This window comes from Candidatus Methylacidithermus pantelleriae, assembly GCF_905250085.1.
GTDB classification, from domain to species: domain Bacteria; phylum Verrucomicrobiota; class Verrucomicrobiia; order Methylacidiphilales; family Methylacidiphilaceae; genus Methylacidithermus; species Methylacidithermus pantelleriae.
Genome location: NZ_CAJNOB010000012.1, coordinates 41,170 through 61,419, shown reverse-complemented (window position 1 = coordinate 61,419; position 20,250 = coordinate 41,170). Strand labels below are relative to the sequence as shown.

Below are 20,250 nucleotides of genomic sequence, written 5' to 3'. Positions count from 1 at the left end.
GCGAGGGAGGTAACCTCAGTCGGAAATGACGGGTCCAACCGGAAGCACCTGGAAGGGCTATCGGGGGGTCACGTTCGTGCTGGAAGCCACCTACAAAAGGACCCGGAAAGTGCCAGAAAACCGGCCCGAGCAAGCAGGCCTTAAGGCAAGGAAACGTCCAAGAAACGCTGAAACCGCGCAGGATTGACTTCGAGCTCGTCCGAAAGACGGCTAGGCCGAACTTTCCCCCGGGCGAGCAAAAGTGATATGCACACTGCGGAAAGCCGCCGGGACACTGGGCGAAGGGATGTGTGCGAAGGGGGGATGAAAGAGCATAGGTGGCGCGTCGAGCTGGCAATTCGGGGTACTCCTGAGCGGATTGCTCGCTGCGCTCTGAGAGGTCGGAGCAAGATCAGCTTTGGACCCGATAGGTCCATAGTGCCGAAAGAGCTAGAAGAAAGTCCGATTGAAAGAAGGAAGGCAGCGGGAGTTCCGGAGGAAAAACTCGAAAGAGGAGAGCCTAGAGAGATGGGCGATGAGTCTCAGAACCTTCCTTGGGCATTCGGAAGCTTCGGACGGTGTCGGAGAATAAAGCGCAACTGGCTCGGTTTGGGCAACTTTTGTTGGGAAGGACATGCGATTGTCCCTTGCACCCACGAAGGCAAAAAGTAAGGCTCGTTTCTCTCCTTTTGGCGTTCTCTGGCTATCCGAAAAAAAAATGGGAGAAAGTAGAATAGGTTCGCTTGGTGAAAGCTACACACCAAGGGGAAGAGGCAAGCAACCGGCCATGACCACACTGAGACCCACAGATTTTCTCGCTGGCTGCTCCGGGCTGGGTAGCTGTCCGGGGCAAGAACTGGGTGGAGAAGAAGTTTTGAAGGAAAAGCGGGGACGAGGGGGAGGGTTCCTTGGCACAAGCAGGGCCTGGTTCTTGTCGCACTAGCGGCCTCTTTCGCTGGCGAGGGGCCTCATTTGGCGTGGTCGTTCGAGAAAAAAATCCGTAGGGGATTGGCGAGCAAAACGCATACGACCAATCGGAAAAAGGGCCGGGATTTCGGTCGACCCAGACGGCCGAAACTGGGCCAGGTGGTGCTCAATGGCCGCTTGGGTTGTTGCGTATCGATAGCAACCTGCCAGTCCGTCTCCAAGACACAGGCTAGGGGGAGGCTGCCTGGCGCATAAGTTCGGTGAGATCTTTGGCGTCTCGAATTCCATCCGATTCTCTGATCCAAGCACGTGCAATGGCAAGGGCCATCCGTTCTGCGGAGACCTTGGACTCTAGCTCGGGAATCGATTCGAGGTCCTCTACGTGGGCCAGGCCAATGATGCGCCGAACGATTTCCGCCGCCGCAAAGATCGGTAATTCGCGGAGAATTGTCCGCAAAAAGAGTGTTCGGTATCGGGGCAAGTCCCGACCGGGTTGCCCATCGGCTTCCCACAGGGAAAGAAAATCTTCCTCGAAGGCGGACCAGGTGAAGGTCAGCTGTTCTTCGATCCACTTCCGGTAGGCAATTTGTTCTTCTGTCCGCTTTTTCCACCAAACTTGCGCTGCGTAACTCAAAGCCAAGTGGGCAAAAAACGTACCGAGGTCATGGGCGATAGGACCAAAAAAAGCAAATTCGGCGTCCACCACCTTAAGCAAGCCGGTAGGGGAGACAAGGAGCGAACCCGTATGGAAGTCGTTGTGGATGAGGGCCTCGGCACAAGAGCTATACTTTTGGAGGCAATGCAGGACTTTTGCTCGGAGTGTGCCATCCTTCTGAAGGCTTTGCACTTCCGAAGCCAGCGCGGAAGTCCACCGGTTGGTCGGGTGTTCCGTCCAGGGGTTGAGGAAGACAAGCTCCTCTTGGACTTTCCGGAGAACGGGATTGAGGAAACGACAAACAAGCCTTTTTTTTACCTGCGAAGGAAGGAAAAAGTCCGTTGTGTAGAAGAGAGAACGCGCAAGAAATTGGCCAACCTGGAATCCAAGATGGTGAGGTTTTTGGCCCGTAATGAGGGCTTTTCGAAGGACGGTAAAATCTTTTAGGTCCTCCATCGCCAGTACATAGTTCTTTCGATCGAAATCAAAGACCCGAGGAACCCACTGGGGGGAGTGGATTTTCTGGCGCTGCAGCCATTCATATTCGATACGAGCTCGGGATCTTGGCATGCGAAACGCAGGATATCGCCAGGCAAAGGGCAAGGCCTGTTTGAGGATCACAGAAGACCCCGTTTCCGGGTCTCCCACCCGGAAGATCAGGTTAACATTCCCTTCCGCCAGTGATTCCGCTCGGAGCGTGCGGGCGCCCCTAAGAGGACCATCTCGAAGGGAGGGACGGTCTAGCACGTAGAGAACGGCACTTTGTTCCGTTAAACTCTCCGCAAAGCTGCGGATAGGACTCTTTCCCGCCTGAGGTCGTTTCCGTGGCTCCATAGAGGGGGTGCATTATAAGAAAAAAGTGGCGCAGTGTTTTTTCCCGTGCGCTGAAACACAACGGTTTCTTTGGAACTTTAGGCGTGGTGGGATTTTGCGAAAAGTGAAAACCAAAAACTTGCAGTCGTTACCTCCATGGGTCTCCATAGGTCACGCTTGAATCTTTAGTCCTTTTGGCTGCCTAAGGGGAACGCCGTGCGTCGGAGCTGCCGGGGTATTCTGGCATTGAAAGAGGCTACGTTGATGAGCCCTCCCCGTCTTGCCAGCCGGGAAAAAGAACCGCTCGCTTACAAGCAACTCTTGGGTCTGGGTGGGACCAAAAGGGGTACCTAGAGGAGTTTCTTCCTTGCTCGCTGGAAAAGGATTTCCCGGGGTAAAAGAAATCCAGTCGGGCCGTACCAGAATCAAAAACTTTTCCTCTGGTTCGTGCCGAACTTGTGGAAATAGTGGCGGTTTTCCCGGGCACGGGTTTGCTCTTTCCGTCAAGACTCCCGAAGAGCACGGAAGCTGTGGGGAGAGAGCTCCGGTAGGTCTTCTCCTTCAGGGACAATCCCATCCAGTCTAAGGGTTGGGTTACTGCTCTTTCGGCCCAGTACTCTAATAGCGCAAGCGCTCCTCAAGCAAGGCCATCATCCGATCAAGGGCAAACCCAACAAGTCCAATAGTCAAAATGCATAAAAGGATATGTTCGTAGACCAGGCTATTGTACTCCTGCCAGAGAAAACCGCCGATTCCAGGGGAGCCCGTTAGCATTTCCGCAGCTACGATGACTAACCAGGCAATTCCCAAGCTTAAGCGGAATCCCGTGAACATGTAGGGAAGGGAAGCAGGGATGACGATTTTCCAGAGGGTTTTCCAAGAGGAAAGGTTCAGAGAGCGGGCGACATTCCAATACTCCTGGGGGATGTTTTTTACGCCTGTAGCTGTATTCAGCACGGTCGGCCACATGGCGCAGATCGCAATCGTAAAAATCGCTGCCGGTTCTGAGCGACGGAAAAGGATTAAACCTAGGGGAAGCCAGGCCAGCGGGGAAACGGGACGCAAGATTTGAACGAGCGGATCAAAGCAAAGAGAGAAAGGTCGCCACAGTCCTAATGCAAGGCCCAAAGGAACACCGGCTAGGATGGCAATCGTATAACCTTTTGCCACCAGAAGGAGGGAGTAGGAAAGAAACCGAAGGATACCTTGGTCCATCTCTCCCCTTTTCTCCCATGGCCGGAGAAGATAGAGTCGGCTTGCTTCCCAGGTTTTCCAAGGGGAGGGTAACCCGGAGCCTGGAAGAAGGCTAAACCCGGCCCAGATGAGGAGTAAGAGTGCAATTCCAAGAAGCGGGAAGATCAGGTTGGCTCGCTTGTGGTTCATTTTCACGTGGCTCCTCTAAGGGTTCGAATGGGAAAACTCAATGCGTAGGCCTCTGGGTCTCTGGGGTCAAAGACGTGACCATCAAACAATCTCTCCGGATCTTTGTTCTCTTGGGCAATGGGTAGGCCGAGGGACTTGAGGGCCGCCCCGTAGAACTCGGGACGAACAACTTTCGACGCGATTGCCTGGTAATCGGGTGGGTCAGGGAGCATGCCCCAGCGGCGGTATTGCGAAAGAAACCAGACGGCGTATTTGCGTTGCGGATAATTACATCCGCGCTTGAAAAAGATCATGTAGTAAGGATCCTCTTGGTAACGCCCATCGCCGAAATCATAATGACCTAGGAATCGAGAAAGGATGAGTTCTGGACTACAGTTTACGTAGGCGGCTTGGGTTAGCCAGCCAACAGCTTGCCGGCGGTTTTCTGGCCGCTCGTCAAGCCAGAGGCTTGCTTCGCAGATTGCGCGCAGGAGTGCTATGAGTGTTCGCGGATACCGCTCGGCAAACTCTTCCGTGCAGGCCAGGACCTTTTCCGGGTGATCCCTCCAGATATCCTGGCTATTGATCGCCGTAAAGCCTATCCCCTCGGCAATGGCACGGGCATTCCAAGGTTCTCCTACACAAAACCCCTCCATTTTGCCTACTTTCATATTGGCCACCATCTGAGGCGGGGGAATGGTGATAAGGCCAATATCCCGGTCGGGATGAATTCCTCCTGCCCCAAGCCAATATCTCAGCCACATAGCGTGGGTGCCTGAGGGGAAGGTCATGGCAAAGGTAAGGGGTTTGCCCTTATTTCGGGCCTCTAGGATAAATGGGCGAAGCTCGTTTGGGTCAGCCCGGACCTTTCCTTTAAAGGAGACGGCCAGGCTGATCGACTGGCCGTTGCGATTTAACACCCAGGGAATGATCATGGGTTTTTGGGGGGATCCTAAAAGGCCGATCGTCGAGGCTATGGGCATGCCAAAAAGCATGTGGGTTGCGTGGAGGTCCCCGTTGGAGAGACTGTCGCGAATGGCTGCCCAGCTGGCTCCTTTGCACAAGGTCACCTCGATCCCATGCTTGCGAAACCAACCTTTCTCATGGGCTACAACCAGGGGAGCACAGTCAGTGAGCGCAATAAAGCCCACTCGCACCTTCGACAGCTCAGGCGCCTCTTGGGCATAAGCGCCTCCTGCCCACTTTTCCCCCAGGGAAGCCACAAGAGCCGAGATGCCACAAAGTCTTGCTGCCCGAATGACAAATTCCCTCCGGGTAAACGCAGGGCCATTGGTAGGAGGAGGGTTCGATGGGGGATTTCCGGAGGTATTCATCGTGGGATCGTTTCTGAACAACTCAGCATCGAGAAGCCGAGCTCCAATGCTTCGAGGTACATTTCCTCCGAAAACAGCTCGATCGGTTGCCATGGAGGTTCCGAAACCGGCAATTCGAAATGAAGACAGGATTGCAGTTTCTCCCAGACCCAAAGAGCTTTGGTCCGGGTAGGCCGGTTCGTGTCAAAGCGATGAAAGACGAGAAAATCCGGCAAGGCCCGCGTCTTGCCGGGCGCAGGAGAAAAGGGCCCCACGAGGCTGGGTCGGACCATCTCCTCCGGAAGGTGGAGGTAACGAGGCGAACTTAGCCAGCTGACCAGCTTTTCCCGATTTTCCGGCTCGTCACACCACTGGCAGGCTGAGATAAGAGCTGCGACCAGCCGGAGACATTCTTCGCGGTTATGCTCGGCCCATGGTTGCGACACGACCAGAAGTTTCTCAGGATGCAGGGGCGCCAGTTCGCCCGAAGTGATCGGACACCATCCGGCACCCCTTTGAACGGCCACCGAGTTCCATGGCTCGCCCGCGCAAAATCCATCCAGGTGTCCAGCAGCCAAATGGTCGGGCATCTGAGGGGGTGGGACGACGCAAATACGCACCAGCTGGAGCGGGATCCCCACGCTCCAGATCCATTGGCGCAAAAGAAAGTGGTGTGACGAAAAAAGAGAAACCACGCCAAAGGTAAGCCTGCGATTTTCTGAGACGACTGCCTGCCGCAGGCTAAAACCATCGCAAATTCCCCTGTCCCACCAGTGACGGGCTAGAGTAATGGCATTGCCGTGAAGGCTAAGTATAAGGGGGACCAAGCACGGTTTGGGGATTGTTCTTAGCCCGAGAGCGCTGGCAAAAGGGAGTCCCACGACAGCGTGTGCTGCTTCCAGCTCGCCAAAGACAATTTTATCCAAAACGGTGGCCCAGCCGGCTTCTCGGACCAGAACGACCTCTAGTCCACAGTGAGAAAAAAGACCCAGCTGTTCGGCAGCCACCAGCGGAGCGCAATCGCATAATGGCACGTAACCCAGTCGAATGGTTCCCGAAGAGCGTCTTTTCCGAAGGGGACGAGTCGCTGACATCTCTTTGCTTTTCAAGCAACGGCTGTGCCATCGCTCGGAACGATCTCTCCAAGCGGAGAATGGAAAGAATCGGACAAATGCTTCCAGAGCATAGGGCACGTTGGTCTTGAAATTGCTTACGGGACTTCCCTCTTCGAAGGCGTAGGCAAGGTGATAACCAACCGGTTCAGACAGGACCCGCGCAAAAAGATCGACTGGGAAAACGAACCGGTTCTGGACAGCCGCCACTTGCAGATCTTTGTGGCAGTCCAGTCGGTGGGGAGCTTTACGGGTGCCGGAAAACGACTCCGGTTAAGTCAATCCTCGGTCACGCGGGCGATTCAGGCCTTGGAGAGTGAACTGGGTTGCCGACTCTTGGAGCGCAGCGGAAGGAAAGTCGTATTAACTGCTGCCGGCGAGCGGCTCCTTGTTCGGGCCCGCTCCATTTTGAACGAGATGGGGCAAGCGCGCGCCGAGGTTTCCGACGAGGAAGGTTGGGGGGGCAAGCGGCTGCGGATTGCGGCCAGCACCACTGCTTGCCAGTACATTCTCCCCGCTGTCTTTCGGGAGTTTAAAGAAAGTTTCCCGGAATGCATGATCTCCGTAGAGTCCGCAGACACGCCCAAGGGGATCGAACTACTGGAAGAGAAGCGGGTGGATCTGGTTTTGGGGGTCTGCCCGTTTCGGGAGGTCGACCTTGTGTTCCACCCGCTCTATCAAGATCGGCTCGTGTTCGTTGCAAGTTCCCATCACCCTCTGGCTCATCGCGCGACCCTTGCCCCCGAGGAACTTTCCGGGTTGCGTTACCTTTTGTATAACAAATCCAGTGTTACCTTTAGGATCATCCAGGCTTACTTTGAGCGTCACCGGGTTCGACTGCGCTCGTTTATTGAGCTGGGCAACATGGAAGCCATCAAAGAAATGGTGAAGGTGGGGTTGGGAATCGGGGTGTTGCCCGATTGGCTTGTCCGGCAAGAATTTGTTAAAGGAACCTTGATTCAACTCCCGTTTCCGGGTGAGGTGTTGGAGCGACAATGGGGTATTCTCCACCGCCGCAATCGCTCCCTCTCATTGGCGGAAGAGACTTTCCTGGGTCTTTGCCGCTCGGTCGGCCAAGGGCTTGTCCAGGGTTAAAAAAGACAAGGCAGCGTGCGCCCTTTGAGCTTGCCAGCCGGCTGCGATTTTTCCCTTGAGAGGGAGAACGATGGAGGCGCCTCTTTTTTACGCTCAAGGGAAGCGGTTTCGCACTAAAGAGAGAACGTGAGGGGTTATGGTCGGAGCTGGCTCGACCGGGAGCCTCCAGCTCGATTTCTTCTGGCTTCGCCACTGAGTGTTGTCCATTCGTGGCCGTGGAGGAAGCGGAGGCCACACAGCGATTCTTTGCTAGGAATGCGCGTTGAGCGATAACCCATTGTCTTTCTTATAACGTATGTCGTATACCGCTTAGAGGTCTTTCCACCGGTCAGTGGGTCAGAGTCGAAAAAGTTGCTTGTTGGGAGCTTTTTGGCGGAAAGAGGACGGAACGGAAAAGAGAAAAAGAGCTTTCGCACTGGATTTGGGAAGAAGCCTCTTTGAAGAAAGAAAAAATGCTTCTCGTGAGATACAACAAAAAAGCTGCTCCTTAAACACCCACACGGGGTCTCTATTTGCATGTCCGGCTGGGTTTGGAAGCCTCGATATGTCGAAGCTCTCCAAAAAAGCTACTTTATGAGGTATGCCCTTCGAAGAAGCTTGCTTGAAACTGGGTCCTGGCGCTATTGGGGCCAAGTAGACTTTCGCGACCCTCTTTGGAAAAAGAGTTGCGCAGCGCTTGTTGCGAGTGCTCCGGACGGCCCAGTCAAGCCAGGGGGCTTACTCTCCTCTCATTCCTCTCCACAGAGCCTCATTAAACCGCAGGGGATCAAGCCGGTCTTCCTGGGTGAAATTTTCTCCCTGCATAAGCTTTTCCCAGTAGTCGGCGTTGTGTTGTCGGGATGCCGCTACTTTTTGAGAGGCCTTCTGGCTTAATGGAAGAGGAAGCTCGGTCGAACGTAAAACGTCGGGTATCCGGGCTGTGTAGGTCCATTCCTTCTGGTTGGGATCGAAAATGTCTCCCATAAAGCGGGCGAAGGCCAGCTCTTGGCAACTGGGCTCAAGCCCCAGAATGTCAAAAAGGGTTCGCAAAAGATCGACGGTCGTGTATGGGGTCGAGATCACCGCTCCTTGGCGGACATAGGGACCGGCGACAAGGGCTAGGCTTCGGTGACTGTGCACGTGGTCCGGTCCGTCCTGTGCATCGTCCTCGATCACAAAAACGAGGGTGTCCTTGGCGTGGGGGCTGTGGGCGATTTTTTCCACAAGAAGGCCCAGCGCGTAATCATTATCGGCCATTTGAGTCTCGACCGTGTTAACTCCGAACCGCGCGTCTTTGAAAGCGCCGAAGTGATCATGAGGGAATCGGACCAGGGAAAGATGGGGAAAATGGCCGTTGTGCACGTACGCGTCAAATTCTCTCTCCCATTCTTGGTAGAGCCAAAAATCGGCATTTCGCATATCGAAGCCCCGAAAGTAGGGATCCGTGTGGGGGATGAGAGCCCGTTTGGTAGGGTAAGCCTGGACGATTTTTTGTCGGAAGGGTTCCGGAGTGATAGGAATAAAGCCAGGATGAGAAGGCGGAAGCCAGTAGCGGGAGAGATCGACAAAAAACCCATAGTTTCGCACCGTCTTTTTTGCCCTGAGCGCTGCGTCCCATAGGTAACCGGCTCCCTCTTGGCCTCCAGGACCATCCGGGGCTGCTACATCTCGCGTTCCTGGAAGGAGGTCTGGATCGTCTGGATAGCCTGGGAAGGCCTTCTTTCTTTCCTCCACTGAGGCCCAACCAACGTTAACGTTGCGGTTTTCTCCTTCCCAGTCGCTTGAAAGGCCCCTTCCAGCATAGGCAACGGGTACCGTTTTTTCCGTAAAATCGGTCGCCCGACCAGCGGTGCTCCAGTTCCATCCGTTCCCGCTCACCTCTCCACTACAAAAAAAGCGATCCAAAGTAACAAACGTTCGTGCCAACTCGTGATGATTGGGTGTCAACGGCTCGGGAAAGAGGGTGAGCCGAGGGTCCCCATCCCCTTTTTCCAGGTCTCCGAGCACTTGGTCGTAGGTGCGATTTTCCTTTATTACGTAAACGATGTGGTGGATATGGTCGCGAAGAAATTTCGCAAGCTTCAGGGAAAAAGAACCGGTCGGCTTGACTCGATTATTCTGCAATACCACTGAAGTAAGCCGATGCAGCTCCTTTTCGCGAGGGATTGGTAGAATCAAAAGATCCCCTTTGGTTAATTGCCAAACATACTCGTTGGCCAGGCGACATGGGGCCAATTTTCCTTCAGGACGGGTGGAAGGCTGGCAAGCGTTCGGATTGGGTCCTGGGTCTGTCTTCATGTCGGTGACAAACAAGGTGCGACCGTCCGCCGCAATGTCGACGGAGCTTGGATACCAGCCTGTGGGGAGCAGTGCTACGACCTTGCTCGGCTGGGAGCAAGAACCCTCTCGAGTGCTGCGTGACCGCTCTTGCGCCGCAGTCGATTTGTCTGGGTCCTGGGAGGCTGCGCCTAGCTGCACCATGGCCACAGCGTTTATGGCACCGCAGCTGACGTACAGGCACCCTCCGTCCGGGGAAAGGGCGGCAGCGTTCGGGTTTGAGCCTGGCAGGAAGTTTGCGGCCCGGCGGGTTCTCCGGGGCAGCCCAGAGAATCGATTCCAGTCTCCTGGGATCGGAATCGATTCAATCCACCGTTCGTTTGCCGTGTCCAAGACCGAAATACGATCGGAATTGTCCTCGATCACGTAGAGCCTTTTGCCAGTGTGGGAGGCCAGGAGGCGATTCGGCTGGCCGGCTACCGGGATCCGCGAAGAAACGATAGGTTTTCCTTTCAAAAACCCAATGGCTATGACCTCGCGATCGCGGAGACTCGATACATAGGCTTTTTCTGGACCGATAAACGTTACCCAGAAAGGATACTCACCTCCGGCAACCCCCGCCCCCGGCCGAAGATCGAGTTCGGCTACCGGTTTGTATTGCTGCAAATCGATCACGGTGACCGAATCATTCGCTAGATTAGCCGCCAAAAGAAGGTCACCCTTCGGACTTATTCCCACACCCGCCACCACTGGCGTAATCCCGGGACCATTTCCGTGCTTGTGACCGAGGGAAATGGACCTCTTGCGGTTCCAGCCTCCATCCTCCTTTCGAAAGACCCAGATGCAGTCATCCTTTCCGCCAGAGACGTAGAACTCGTTACCCCTTGGATGCCAGCAGGCTCCGTAAAAACTATTGGGGATTGTCCAGACACCAAGTTTTGTAGGATGATTGGGATCACTCAGTTGAAACAGAAAAACGTACTCATCTTTCTTCAGGTGGGACGCTTTTACTTCCCCCAAGTTGAATAGATTGTAGCCACTAGTTACCACCAGCAGAAGCTGCCCGTTTGGACTTACCGTTGCGATGGCTGGTTGGCCGACTTGGAACGAGCTCACTTGGCCACCGGGCTCCTCAACCAAGGGCAAGCAAATGGAGCCCGGTGTGGCCAAGGGGCTAACCCAGACCCCGGTTGGGAGAAACTTGCGGTCCTTGGGGCTATGAGCAAGCAGTTTGATCGCCGGATAGCCCCCAAACATAGGCCAACAAAGGCAGGAAAAAAGAAGCGTAAGGCATTCTTTCCGGCCAAGCCGGTTGGATCGGTGAGTTGGCTTCTCCTTTTGGCTCTTTGTTTGTGTTTCAAAGGAAATCACCATGAATGTATCTATCTTACGAATACTAGAGTTCTATCTCAAAGGTGAGAAACAACCAAAAAGGGAAGCTCAGGCAGGGCTGTGCTGGCACACTAGGGGCGCAAGGGAAAGCCTCCCATGGAAACAGTACCGCTTGCGGGAAAAGTTTGCGTTTACGGCTTTTTTTCCCACCGCCAACGGATGGGACACCCGGTTAGGGGAAAAACCGAGCGCAAATGATGCTCGAGAAACTGGACGTAAGATTGGGTAAAACATTGCGGCTCGGAGACTGTACAAACAATCGTAGGGACTTCCTGATCGCTAGGTGTCCCGCTCCGGTACCGTAGCGAAAGGATCCTAGGTTTTCCTTTTTTCCCTCTGCCTGGAGGAGGGTAGCGCTCGATTGCCTCCCCAAGCCTTTGTTTAAGCTCTTCCTCCGGGAGGTGTTGGGTTCGATACATCTGGATTTGTTCGAGAAGGGAAAACATTGCCTGGATACCTTCTCCGGTCCGAGCGCTAACGAAAACGACTGGGCAGAATCGCAAAAAGAAAAGTTCCCGGTAGACTGCCTCCCGGTAGGCCTCTTCTTCCTTGGGGGAAGCTTGGCCAGCTTCCCGGGCGAGATCCCATTTGTTTACGGCAATTAAGCAGGGACGGAGAGCCTTTCGGATAAGCCCGCCAATCTTTTTGTCCTGTTCGGTAACCCCCGTAAGGGCGTCGAGAACGAGGATGACGATCTGGCTCCGGTTGATGGCATGAACGGATCGTCCACTTACTTTTGCTTCCAATTCGGAAGCCAGCTTGCGGCGAGGTTTTAATCCCGCCGTGTCGATCAAAAGATACTCTACTCCTTTCCATTGGAAGGGGATGTCCACGGCGTCGCGGGTGGTCCCCGGCAGCTCGGTAACGATCAAGCGATTTTCTCCTAAAATCGCGTTGACCAGGGAGGATTTGCCCACGTTGGGTTTTCCTACAAACGCAAGTCGAAGCCCACTCTTGCCCACAGGTCCGGCCTCGACGGGGTGTTGAGGGAGCTTTTGCAAAATGCGCTCCTTAAGCTCCTGGATTCCTAGCCCATGGGCTGCCGAGACGGCCACCGGCTCGCCAAGGCCGAGGAGAGAAAACTCGACGGTTTCCAGTTCGAGACTGGGAGCATCGACCTTGTTGACCGTCAAAAGGATGGGACGGTTAGTTTTTCGCAGCCATTGAGCGAGTTCCTGATCGAGAGGAGTGACGCCCGTGCGGGCATCCACGACCAGGAGGAGCAGATCGGCTTGGGCAATTTCTTCTTCCACCTGGGCTCGTACGAGCGAAAGAATACCTGCTTGGGGACCCGGTTCCCAGCCACCGGTATCCACCAGCTTGAGCCAGGCAGAGGCTTGCCACCGGCAAAAAGCGACTAACCTGTCGCGTGTGACCCCGGGTTCCGGGTGTACCAGTGAGATTCCCTTCCCGACCAGCCGGTTAAAAAGGAGTGATTTCCCCACGTTGGGCCTTCCCACAATTACTACGGTGGGGACTTTTGGGGTGTCTTTTTGCGGCGATCTTGGGAGGGTAGCTGGCATGGGTCTAGATAAGATGCTCGGATCCAGGAACGGATCCCATAGCGGCTGTACACTCCTAAGGAGCTTACGGCGAAAAGGGAAGCCAAACCACAAAGCAAATCCAATCCCCTAATGCCCAAGAAAGCTGCTCCGATGACCAGCAAAGTCAAAAAGGTAGCGATTTTGCCGGTCCAATGGGGCCGGATTTCAAACGTAGGGAGAACTTTCCAGAGGAGAAAACCACCCCAAAGAAGACAAAGATCCCGCGCCACCATGAGGTAGGCGAACCAATCGGGTACTAAACGAGCGTTGGGCCGTCCCACAAGGGCAAGCGCTAGCAACGTAGCTTGAATGAGGAGTTTATCAGCTACCGGATCCAGTATCTTGCCCAGAGGACTTTCCTGGCGCAGGCGCCGGGCCAATAACCCGTCGAGAGCGTCGGTGACGGCGGCGAAAAGAAACAAGGCAAAGGAGCTCCATCGAAAGTGTTCCTCGGGTTTGCCCTCGGCCAAACTCTGGCCATAAAGCCACAAAAGGGAAACAATGACCGGGACCAGGATGAGCCGGCCCACGGTAAACCAGCTGGCAAGGGTCATGCGGGGCTCAATTGTTCAAGTGCGCGCCGGATACGCTGGGTCACTCGATCGCGTCCCAACACCTCGAGCATGGGGAAAAGACTGGGTCCGACGGAGCGACCCGTAACGGCGACACGCACCGGATGGACCAGAGCGGCAAGTTTTGTCCCCCATTGTGTGGCCAGACTCCGAAAATGCGCTTCCAGCGCTTGGCTAGAAAAATCGCCTACCCGCTGTAGTTCCGGAAGAAGCCGCCGGAGCATCTCCAGCCCGGTTGGTGTAAGGATGGTCTTTACGGCGGTCTCGTCGAAGGGAAAATCTTCGACGAAAAAGGGAATGGCCCAATCGCAGAGTTCGTTGCCAGTTTTAACCTTGTCCTTGATAAGACTGACAACGCTGGCGAGGTAATGACGATCGGTCTGCGGCCCAATAAGCTTCCTTTTTTCCAGCCACTGGCTGGCGTGAGGTAAAAGCTTTTCGACTGAGCTTGCGCGCATGTATTCGCCATTCATCCAGTAGAGCTTTTTGCGGTCCAGTCGTGCGTTCGCTCGGTGGATCCGGGTAAGATCGAATCGCGCAATGGCCTCTTCGATCGGAAAAATCTCCCGATTTTCCCCTAGGGACCACCCAAGAAGGCAAAGATAATTGCGGAGAGCTTCCGGAAGGTATCCCTCTTCGATGTAATACTCGAGTGAAGCTCCCACGTCTCGCTTACTCATTTTGGACCCGTCCTCGTTAAGAATTAGGGGGAGATGAGCGTAGACGGGAGGGGTGGCCCCGAGGGCTGCAAAAAGGGCCAGATGCTTGGGAGTATTGGATAGGTGATCCTCCCCTCGGATTACATGGGAGATGTCCATGAGGAGGTCATCGACGACGTTGACCAGATGGAAAACAAAGGATCCATCCTGTCGTCGGATGACGAAGTCGGGGTCAGGCTGTGGTTCAAAAAAAATCCTCCCACACACCCGGTCCTCCACAATCATGGGTTGACGAGGCATCCGAAACTTGATCGCCCCGTTTTCTTCATAGGCGTGGCCGCCGGAAAGGAGTCGCTCCAGACACTCCTGGTAGAGCTGATACCGTTGACTCTGAAAATATGGCCCGTAATCCCCCACCGAGCTTCCGTCCCGTCGAGGACCCTCATCCCAGTCAAGCCCGAGCCATTCCAAACCCTCCAGGAGCTTTTCAAGGGCCTGCGGGGTGTTACGGGATGGGTCGGTATCCTCGATGCGCAAAACGAAAGACCCCCCTGTATGGCGCGCGTAAAGCCAGTTAAAGAGAGCCGTTCGAGCGCCGCCAATGTGAAGAAAGCCCGTCGGCGAAGGAGCGAACCGAACGCGTACCTTTGATGAAGTTGCCATATTTTTTCCCGGAGCGAACGTGCTTTTTTTCGTTCTGGATTCCCCAGAAAACGCGTTCTATTTCCAGGCGTTACGGTTAGCTAGTTTTTGGGATCCAGCCACACCCCGCTTGAAAAAGTTACCAGGGATTGATCCCGTGGCTCAAACCATTGTTCGTAATACGTCCGGATAAACTCTGCTTCCTTGCCGAAAATTTCCATCACCAGGGCTAAAGCCCCCACCCCATCAAAGTAGCAAGCGTTTCCGTTGCGTCCAAGATGGGCAAAAAATTCAGGTGCATCCACGCGTCGCACTGTTTCCCAAAGAGTTTCTTCCCAGCGTTGGATCTCTGCCCGCACGGAGGGGGTTACGACAAAGGGGTGACCGAAGCGAGGCCCGACGTGACACCCGTCGATAGAGACGACGAGTTGGACGGAAAACGGTACCTCCTGCAGAAGTTTTTGGAGCTGCGCAGCAAGGCGGTACATGGGGTTTCGTTCCTCCGGTGGGCTGCCTTGGGCAACGGCACTAAAAAGCCCGCTACACAGAATGGGTAGAAATCGGAAAGGCTTTCCTACGCCTCTCCAGAATCGAGCTGCTTGTAGAAGAACCAGGGGAAATTCAATGGAGTGTTCTTCCTCGTGGGCCTTGGGTTCCAACAGGGGAACGTCGAGTACGGAAAGAAGTTTTCGGGCCATTTCCCGATCTGCCTGGACCCTGCCCAGAGGAGTCAGGTAATCTCGCAGGTCCAGGCTCCATTCCAGGCGTGCTCGATGGCCGACGCCCAGGATGATGTAAAGATCGGCAGGGTCCGATTGCCACAGCCACCGGTACGCCTCCCGATAGGCCCTTTGACTGACTCGAAGGTCAATGTGGGGAGCGAGAATCCCAAGGACCTTTCGCGTTCCATGGTTTCCACTGGTTCTGGGCCATGGCTCCTCGCCAAGGTAGTTTCGGAGATAGTCGAGGCAGGCAGAGGGGTCGTTGGGATAACAAATGCCGCAGGAACGGGCTACAACGACATCGAGCTGCCGGTGGGAGCAATCTCTTTGCATCGCTCTTCGGTCCGAAAAATCCCGTAGGGACTCGGAAAAGTTACAAAACACAAGACCCGCCCTTTCGTCAAACCCGCTCCCGCAAACCCTCCCTCTTGGGCAAGGAGGGTTGACTGCGTATTTGGGAAAGGTGCGGGTATTCCGTGGAGGCAGACACACCCTGGTTGGCCAAGCCAGCGATAAACGCCTTTTCTTTGGGAAATCCCTTCGTTAGAGGCCTCTTGCCCAAAAAGTTGATCAAATGACCCGGTTGTGGTGGATCACAGCGTTTCTTGGGATGACCACAATCCCATCTCGAACGTAGAAGCCGTCTCCATCCATATGAGGATGCTTGCCCTCGGGGGAAATCACGACATTGTCCCCAATCCGGGCATTTTTATCGATAATCGCTCGTTCAATCCGACTGTTCCGCCCGATCCCAAGTCGTGGGATTCCTCGTCCTTCGGCTGCCAGGGCTTCCGCATCCGATTCAAAAAAATCGTTGCCCATAAGAATGGAACTGGTAATGCGGGCGCCAGATCCAATGACGGAACGGATTCCGATGACACTCCGCTCGAGGGAAGCGTCCCCAATCCGGCATCCTTCCGCCACCAGAGTGTGTTCCATGCGTGCGCACGTGATGGTGGAGGAAGGCAAATGTCGGCAGTGCGTATAGATGGGGTAGGTGGCATCAAAAAAGTCAAAGGGGGGCTGGGATTGGCAGAGCTCCATGTGGGCTTTGTAGAATGCGCCGATGGTTCCAATATCCTCCCAGTAACCGCGGTGCAGGAAGGCAAATACCCGGTGGGTCCGAATGAGGGAGGGGATAATGTGGCTCCCAAAGTCCGATTCAATTCCCTGGAGGGCCTGGCCCAGGACTTTCCGGTTAAAAACATAGATTCCCATGGAAGCAAGGTAGCAGGGCTCCTCTCCCGGTAGCTGGAGCACAGAGCGCAAGTAAGGCGAAAGCTCGAGCTGCAGAAGTTCCTTGGGGTCCTTCGGCTTTTCGACAAAACGGGTGATCCGTAGTTCCTCGTTGATCTCCATAATTCCTAGGCTATTGGCGCGCTCTGGTCCTACTGGGTTGACGGCCACAGTCACGTCGGCGCCCTTGGTCACGTGCTCTTCAAGCAGCACTCGAAAGTCCATCCGATAGAGCTGATCTCCTGCTAGGATTAAGACCCACTGATGAGGATGATTGTCAAAATGGATGAGGTTTTGTCGCACTGCATCGGCGGTTCCCTGGTACCAGGAAGCGCCGCGCGGCGTCTGCTGGGCCGCCATGATTTGGACGAACCCCCGGCTATAATCGTCGAAACGGTACGTCTGCTGGATATGGCGATGGAGAGAGGAACTATTGAATTGCGTAAGGACAAAAATCCGCCTTAGTCCTGCATGGATACAAAGACTAATCGGGATGTCCACCAAGCGGTACTTGCTCGCCAGGGGAACCGCCGGTTTCGCCCGGTCCCTTGTTAAAGGAAAGAGCCGGGTACCGGCTCCGCCCCCAAGGATGACGGCAATCACCTCTTCGGGAAAGAAGGACCATCCTGGGCGTTTCATCGCTCGTTGACGTTCAGTTATAATAACGCTTATAAGCTTGGGAGATGTGCGGAATTGTTGCCTATCTCGGGGAAAAGGAGGCTCAACCGCTTCTGCTCCATGGACTGCGACGCCTGGAATACCGGGGTTATGACTCCAGCGGCATTGCCGTGGTCGACCGGCGGGGAAGACTCCACGTGGTCAAACGCAAGGGTCGCATTAGCGAGCTGGAGCGGGTCTTGGGCTCTTGCCCGCTGACAGGGACCTTGGGCATCAGCCACACGCGGTGGGCAACCCATGGGATTCCCAGTGACGCCAACGCTCATCCCCATTGCGACCAGTCGGGTCGATTGGCCTTGGTGCATAACGGGGTCATCGAAAATTACCAGAATTTGCGCCAAAAACTACTGGATTTAGGCCATAGCTTTCAGAGCGAGACGGATACAGAAATCCTCGCCCATCTCATCGGTCACTACTATGACCAGCTTCCCGAGGGAGACCCGGACCGGTTGGAAAATGCGGTCCGCGCCGCTCTTAAGGAGGTGATCGGTACCTACGGTATTGCGGTGATCCACGCCGACCATCCCGATCTATTGATTGGCGCCCGCCGCGGCAGCCCGCTCATTCTCGGCATTGGTCTGGGGGAATATTTCCTTAGTAGCGATGTCACCGCCGTCTGCGTGGGAGCGCAAAAAGTCGTCTACTTGAACGATGGGGATATCGTGACCATCGGCCGCCACAGTTTTCACATTAGTTCGCTCTTGCGGGACAGCGTGGGATTTGAGCTTAGCGAACTGGAACTTTCCGAGGCCAGCGCTGAGCTGGGAGATTATCCCCACTATATGCTTAAGGAAATTTTTGAGCAGCCCCAAGCCATTCGAAATGCCTTTCGAGGCCGACTCGATCCGGAGGAGGGAACAGCGAAGCTTGGCGGGTTGCATATGAGCCCTCATGAGCTTTTGGCCATCCGGAGAATCCTCATTGTCGGCTGTGGGACCGCCCGGCACGCCGGAATTGTCGGGGAATACCTCTTGGAATCGCTCGCACATATTCCGGTCGAGGTGGATTATGCCAGCGAGTTCCGGTATCGCAACGCGCCGATCGACGAAAAGGCCATACTCATTGCCGTCAGTCAGTCGGGAGAGACCGCTGACACGCTAGCGGCGATCCGGGAGGCCAAGCGGAGGGGACTGCGCGTTTTAGGAATTTGCAACCGGGTAGGTTCCAGCGTGGCCCGTGAAACCGATGGGGGAGTCTACATGCATGCCGGGCCCGAAATCGGCGTTGCCGCCACAAAGTCGTTTGTTTCGCAGATCTTGATCTTTGTGCTCTTGGCGCTCCTTTTGGGCAGACTTCGCTATTTGTCGGTGGGCCAGGGAAGGGCGATCCTGGAGGCTATCGAACGGCTTCCCGATCAGGTTGATGAGATCTTGCAAAAGGCAGGGCTTATTCAGGAGATGGCTCAGCGTTACAAAGAAGTCCGAGGGTTTCTCTTCTTGGGTCGGCAGTACCAGCTCGGGGTAGCGCTGGAGGGTGCCCTAAAAATGAAGGAAATTACCTACATTCAAGCGGAGGGACACCCGGCGGCCGAACTCAAGCATGGGATCCTGGCCCTGGTTGATGAGAATACGCCCACAGTCTTCCTCTGCCCCCGGGACGGAGTGTATGAGAAAAACCTGAGCAATCTTCAAGAAATCAAAGCTCGTCGGGGTTCCGTCATCGCGATTGCTACCGAGGGGGACACGCAGATCGCCAAGCTGGCTGATGACGTGATTTACGTTCCTGAAGCCCCGGAATTCCTTTTGCCGATCTTGACGGTGGTCCCGCTGCAACTTTTGGCCTACTACATTGCGGTTGCTTTGGGAAGGGATGTGGACAAGCCCCGGAATCTGGCCAAAAGCGTGACGGTGGAGTAGAAAGTTAGGCCGGTGCCTCATGGTTTCGCCCACGGGGTTTCCCGCTATGGGTTGGAAGCCTCGGCCGAAAGGAAGGAGGCCTTCTCTGTCGGTGGTTCGGCGGGGGGTTGAGAGTCTGGAGGCTCGGGTGAGGGTTCGTGTTTGCAAGTCGGGCAAAGGGGGAGGAGCATCCGGATCGTTGTACCCTGCCCCACCTGGCTTTCTGCCCAGACCCGGCCTCCGTGAAGGGCAACTAGGTGTTTCACAATGGCTAGTCCCAGACCTGTCCCGCCGAGCTCCCGGTTGCGGGAAGGCTCCACCCGGTAGAAACGCTCGAAGATCCGTGGGAGATGTTCCGGCGGGATTCCCGGTCCCTGATCCGCCACAAAGATTTCGACCCCTTCGGGGCAGCGACGGGCCCCGATCACAACCTCTCCTTTGGGAGGAGAATATTTAATGGCGTTGTCCAAGAGGTTGTAGAGAACTTGCTCGAGTCGGAACCGGTCGGCCCACAGGGTAGGGAGTTGGGGTTCCAATTCCCAGCGGATCCCCAACTCTTTCGCTTCGATCTTTTGCCCGCAATCGGAAACACTCTGGGAAAGAAAGGAAGCCAGCTCGATTTCCTCTAGCTCAAGGCGCAATTTTCTGGACTCCGCGCTCCAAAGCGTAAGGAGATCATTGACCAGTACGGTCAATCTTTGGCAGTGGCGCTGCATGATTTGGAGAACCTTTTTCCGCTGGGAGGAAGGAAGCCCGGGTCGTTCCATTAGGGTTTCAAGGTAGCCGGTCAGCACCGAGAGAGGAGTTCGAAGTTCATGAGAAATGTTAGCTAAAAGTTCTCGCCGGGCAGTTTCCCATTCCTTTTGTCGCGTAACATCATGGAAGACAAGGACCGCCTCCTCAGCGCAGGCTTCCTTGCGGACCAGCGGTGCCGCATTGACGACAAAAAAGGCCGAGATCCTCGGGTCGAAAGCCCGTTCCAGTTGCACTTCCCGAGATAACGGATGGCCTGTTTGGAGCGTTTCCCTAAGCAAAGTAGCGATTTCGGGAACGGGCAAAATTTCAAGAAGAGTCCGGCCCGTTGGGTTTTGGGAAAGGCGGAAGTGCTGGACAAAAGCACGATTGGCTAGCTCGACGGTGCCATGGCTATTGACGACGAGAACCCCTTCGGTCATGGTCTCGAGAATCGTTCGAAGGCCCTCTTGCTTGCGCGCTTCGCTACGAGCCAGTTCCTGCTGGAAGCGGAAGATGGTTTCTAGCTGAAGGGCAACTTTCTGAAGGGCAGGATCCCCCAGCAGGGCAAAGGGTCCGGCGGGCTGCCCGCGTGCGATGGAACTAGCAAGTTCTAGGAGACGCGCAAGCTCGCGCCTCCACTTCTTTTGGGCAACAACCCAGCTACAAAAAGCACCCAGACAAAAGCCGAAGCCAAGACCGATCCAGCAGCAAGTCATAGTCCGC

General features: G+C 55.2%; 13 protein-coding genes. 2 read left to right on the top strand and 11 right to left on the bottom strand.

Going from position 1 to position 20,250, the window contains the following annotated elements:
• Positions 1-1,135: 1,135 nt before the first annotated feature.
• The 4 genes from mtnK to KK925_RS04345 all read right to left on the bottom strand — a co-directional run bounded on the left by mtnK (position 1,136) and on the right by KK925_RS04345 (position 6,371).
• Positions 1,136-2,395, bottom strand: coding sequence for an S-methyl-5-thioribose kinase (gene mtnK, locus KK925_RS04360; protein ID WP_174581925.1), 1,260 nt, complete (start codon positions 2,393-2,395; stop codon positions 1,136-1,138).
• A gap of 597 nt (positions 2,396-2,992) precedes the next feature.
• Entirely contained in the window at positions 2,993-3,757 is a 765-nt protein-coding gene (gene ntrB, locus KK925_RS04355; RefSeq protein ID WP_174581924.1) for a nitrate ABC transporter permease, read from the bottom strand.
• A 2-nt stretch (positions 3,758-3,759) separates the two neighbouring features.
• Entirely contained in the window at positions 3,760-5,070 is a 1,311-nt protein-coding gene (locus KK925_RS04350) for a CmpA/NrtA family ABC transporter substrate-binding protein (RefSeq protein WP_174581923.1), read from the bottom strand.
• The gene (locus KK925_RS04345; protein WP_214096291.1) at positions 5,067-6,371 is read right to left on the bottom strand and encodes a CmpA/NrtA family ABC transporter substrate-binding protein; all 1,305 of its coding nucleotides are present in this window, start codon (positions 6,369-6,371) and stop codon (positions 5,067-5,069) included. The genes KK925_RS04350 and KK925_RS04345 overlap by 4 nt, the downstream gene beginning before the upstream one ends.
• Here KK925_RS04345 and KK925_RS04340 point away from each other — a divergent pair, their 5' ends adjacent.
• Positions 6,372-7,256 (top strand): LysR family transcriptional regulator, encoded by an 885-nt coding sequence (locus tag KK925_RS04340; protein ID WP_214096290.1) that lies wholly within the window; start codon positions 6,372-6,374, stop codon positions 7,254-7,256.
• A 717-nt stretch (positions 7,257-7,973) separates the two neighbouring features.
• Here KK925_RS04340 and KK925_RS04335 read toward each other — a convergent pair.
• The 6 genes from KK925_RS04335 to KK925_RS04310 all read right to left on the bottom strand — a co-directional run bounded on the left by KK925_RS04335 (position 7,974) and on the right by KK925_RS04310 (position 16,918).
• On the bottom strand, positions 7,974-10,628 hold the full coding sequence (locus KK925_RS04335; protein WP_214096289.1) for a bifunctional YncE family protein/alkaline phosphatase family protein: 2,655 nt from the start codon (positions 10,626-10,628) through the stop codon (positions 7,974-7,976).
• Positions 10,629-11,035: 407 nt separating this feature from the next.
• Positions 11,036-12,349 (bottom strand): ribosome biogenesis GTPase Der, encoded by a 1,314-nt coding sequence (der, locus tag KK925_RS04330; protein WP_174581920.1) that lies wholly within the window; start codon positions 12,347-12,349, stop codon positions 11,036-11,038.
• A gap of 20 nt (positions 12,350-12,369) precedes the next feature.
• The gene (locus tag KK925_RS04325; RefSeq protein ID WP_174581919.1) at positions 12,370-13,002 is read right to left on the bottom strand and encodes a CDP-alcohol phosphatidyltransferase family protein; all 633 of its coding nucleotides are present in this window, start codon (positions 13,000-13,002) and stop codon (positions 12,370-12,372) included.
• The gene (gene gltX, locus KK925_RS04320) at positions 12,999-14,342 is read right to left on the bottom strand and encodes a glutamate--tRNA ligase (RefSeq protein WP_174581918.1); all 1,344 of its coding nucleotides are present in this window, start codon (positions 14,340-14,342) and stop codon (positions 12,999-13,001) included. Before gltX ends, KK925_RS04325 begins: the two co-directional genes overlap by 4 nt.
• An 80-nt stretch (positions 14,343-14,422) precedes the next feature.
• Positions 14,423-15,376 (bottom strand): AmmeMemoRadiSam system protein B, encoded by a 954-nt coding sequence (gene amrB, locus KK925_RS04315; protein WP_174581917.1) that lies wholly within the window; start codon positions 15,374-15,376, stop codon positions 14,423-14,425.
• A 237-nt stretch (positions 15,377-15,613) separates the two neighbouring features.
• The gene (locus KK925_RS04310; protein WP_174581916.1) at positions 15,614-16,918 is read right to left on the bottom strand and encodes a glucose-1-phosphate adenylyltransferase; all 1,305 of its coding nucleotides are present in this window, start codon (positions 16,916-16,918) and stop codon (positions 15,614-15,616) included.
• Positions 16,919-16,962: 44 nt separating this feature from the next.
• Here KK925_RS04310 and glmS point away from each other — a divergent pair, with 44 nt between their 5' ends.
• Positions 16,963-18,813 (top strand): glutamine--fructose-6-phosphate transaminase (isomerizing), encoded by a 1,851-nt coding sequence (glmS, locus tag KK925_RS04305; protein WP_174581915.1) that lies wholly within the window; start codon positions 16,963-16,965, stop codon positions 18,811-18,813.
• A 44-nt stretch (positions 18,814-18,857) separates the two neighbouring features.
• Here glmS and KK925_RS04300 read toward each other — a convergent pair whose 3' ends face one another.
• On the bottom strand, positions 18,858-20,243 hold the full coding sequence (locus KK925_RS04300) for a sensor histidine kinase (protein ID WP_174581914.1): 1,386 nt from the start codon (positions 20,241-20,243) through the stop codon (positions 18,858-18,860).
• Positions 20,244-20,250 lie beyond the last annotated feature (7 nt).